2 protein-coding genes are annotated in these 3,042 nt (G+C 46.2%); one reads left to right on the plus strand and one right to left on the minus strand.

Going from position 1 to position 3,042, the window contains the following annotated elements; genetic code table 11:
* Window positions 1–1,795: urocanate hydratase (locus tag KKA81_08345; GenBank protein MBU2650930.1), on the plus strand; the 1,795-nt coding region annotated here is incomplete at its 5' end.
* Window positions 1,796–1,822: 27 nt separating this feature from the next.
* On the opposite strand, the gene KKA81_08350 is transcribed toward KKA81_08345, so the two are convergent.
* A partial coding sequence (locus tag KKA81_08350; GenBank protein MBU2650931.1) for a T9SS type A sorting domain-containing protein occupies window positions 1,823–3,042 on the minus strand: 1,220 nt, incomplete at its 5' end.

Below are 3,042 nucleotides of genomic sequence, written 5' to 3' on the forward strand. Positions count from 1 at the left end.
ACGAATATATATGTATCGGTTTCGTCCGGCCTACAAAATGTATGCCCGGCCAATAGATGAATATCCCTGCAGGACAGAGCAGGCGGCAGCCATCATGCTCATGATTCAGAATAATCTTGATCCTGTAGTGGCACAACACCCCCATGAACTCATTACCTATGGCGGGAATGGGGCTATATTCCAGAATTGGGCCCAATATCTCCTCACGATGAAATACCTGGCTGAAATGACCGAATGGCAGACTCTCGTTATGTATTCCGGTCATCCCATGGGATTGTTCCCATCTCATCCCGGTGCCCCCCGTGTTGTAGTAACAAACGGAATGGTGATTCCCAACTACTCAAGTCCTGATCATTGGGAGAAGTTTAATGCTTTGGGTGTTAGTCAATACGGACAAATGACGGCAGGATCCTACATGTATATCGGCCCTCAGGGAATTGTTCACGGCACCACCATCACAATACTAAATGCCGGAAGGAGATTTAAGGGTGGCGATAGTGGTCTGGGAGGAAGGATTTTTATAACTTCAGGTTTGGGCGGCATGTCGGGTGCCCAGGCTAAAGCGGCTGTTATTGCTGGCGCTGTGGGTGTTGTGGCTGAGATTAATCATCAGGCTGTAAGTAAACGACATCAGCAGGGATGGGTAGATGAAGTATATACCGGATTGGATGAGCTGATACAGCGAATGCTGGAGGCAAGAAACCGCAAAGAAGCCGTTTCCCTCGCTTACCAGGGAAATATCGTGGATTTATGGGAAGCATTGGCCGACAGGGATATTCCCATTGATCTGGGTTCCGACCAGACTTCACTGCATAATCCATGGGCCGGTGGGTATTATCCGGCCGGCTTGAGTTTTGAAGAATCCAATGAAATGATGGTCAGGGATCCTGAATCATTCCGGAATAAAGTGAAGGAATCCTTGGTAAGGCAGGTAAATGCCATAAACCGTCTTAGCGCTCGCGGTATGTATTTCTGGGATTATGGTAATGCCTTTTTGCTGGAAGCCGGAAGGGCAGGAGCCGAGGTGCTAAAAGAAGACGGATCTTACATATATCCTTCCTATGTTCAGGATATCATGGGGCCACTTTGTTTTGATTACGGTTTCGGGCCTTTTCGCTGGGTTTGTACCTCCGGTGATCCGGAAGACCTTCGCACCACCGACAAGATCGCTGCAAAGGTTATTGAAAAAATGATGAAGGATGCTCCCGATGAGATACAGCAGCAGTTAGGCGATAACCTATTATGGGTTAAACAAGCCGAACAGAATAAACTGGTTGTAGGCTCACAGGCCCGTATCCTTTATGCAGATGCGGAAGGACGCATCCGCATTGCCAGGGCATTTAACAAGGCAATCCGCAAAGGAAAGATCAAAGCACCTGTGGTTCTTGGCCGGGATCATCATGATGTATCCGGAACTGATTCACCTTTCCGGGAAACATCCAATATCTACGATGGTTCTCAATTCACGGCCGATATGGCCATACAAAACGTGATCGGAGATTCGTTCCGCGGAGCAACATGGGTTTCTATCCACAATGGAGGCGGTGTTGGCTGGGGAGAAGTGATCAATGGCGGTTTTGGTATGGTACTCGATGGGACTGATGAAGCCGAGGCTCGTCTGACTTCCATGCTTTACTGGGATGTGAATAACGGTATCGCACGCAGGAGCTGGGCGCGCAATCAGGAGGCCGTTTTTGCCATCAAAAGGGCCATGGAGCAGGAACCGGAATTGAGTGTGACGCTGCCCAATTTCGCTGATGATGAATTAATAAAAAACACCATCCCCATAACGTGATTACAGGGATGGTGCCCTTCGGAATGATTAGTGCCGGATGATGACTTTGCTTGTTACTGATTCCTGCAAAGTTGAGTATTTCAGCAGATACATGCCATCACTTATATGATTACAGGGTATCTGCAATTCCTGCAGGCCCGATTGACTATATATTTCAGAGGCATACACCACTTCCCCTGTAAGTGTGAATATCTCTACTTTTACATTTCCTGTTTCATTAAGATTGAAAACCATGTTTATCAATTCATCGGCAGGATTTGGAAAAACTTTGATACCGGCAGCTAAACTGTTGTCTGAAAAACCGGTAGAAGCATCGGTAGTGAATTCGGTCGATAAAAGATTACCAAAGCCGAATCCTTGTAAAATCGAAATATTGCTTCCGTAATAAAGTATAAAAAACCCAGGTTGGATAAATCCATCACCCCCCGCGTCATACATGTTAAAAAGGTAACATTCGTTTTCATTTAATACAAAATCTTCCATGATCATGGCACCGGCAGTTGTATATGGTCCTCCCGAGTATAGCACATTTCCCATTGCATCGGTCAGTTCCCATGTTGTTTCTTCGGGGTTTTCATCGGTGCGGATCAGCAGGCTCACATCTGCGGGAGTGCTTTTCTTTTCTATGGTTGAAATAACTGTGTCGTTTGCAGGATATTGGTCGGGATTGTTATTCGGATTTCCGCAGAATATTTTCAGCACATTGCTTTCAAGCGGTTCAAAAGATATTGCAGGAAGAGATACGGTGTCGGTTCCCAGGAAGGGAAGGTTTCCCGACCAGGAATAGCTGCTGAGTGTTCCCCCGTTTACCTGATAGTCAATATTGCAGGAAGTAAGTTCCTGTTCTCCGTAATTGCGGATGATTACGGATGGTTCCAGGATTCCTGAACAGGCATTGACCGGAAGATGTGTGATTGTTTTAGCTATCACATCGTAGTCATTCTCATTTTCAAAGTCAAGCAGATTGATCTTGGTTCCCTGAAGGATTTCTTTCGTGCTGTTATTCTGCACGAATACAACGAGTTCACAATGTTCTGCGTTCCAGGAGGGATCAAGGGAGAAATCGAAACTGAATGATTGGGTGTTCCCGCCGGAGAAATCAAGATTAGTGCCCAGATGGTTGGGTATCATCTTCCTTTCTACAAAATTCAATTCCGACATTCCCTGCCAGGTCTTGTGAATTTGTGATTCCGTAACCACTACATGCAATTTAAGGTTGCTGCCCGAATAGGCTTCCACCATTTCTA

It is taken from the genome of Bacteroidota bacterium, assembly GCA_018831055.1.
Classification (GTDB): Bacteria; Bacteroidota; Bacteroidia; order Bacteroidales; family B18-G4; genus M55B132.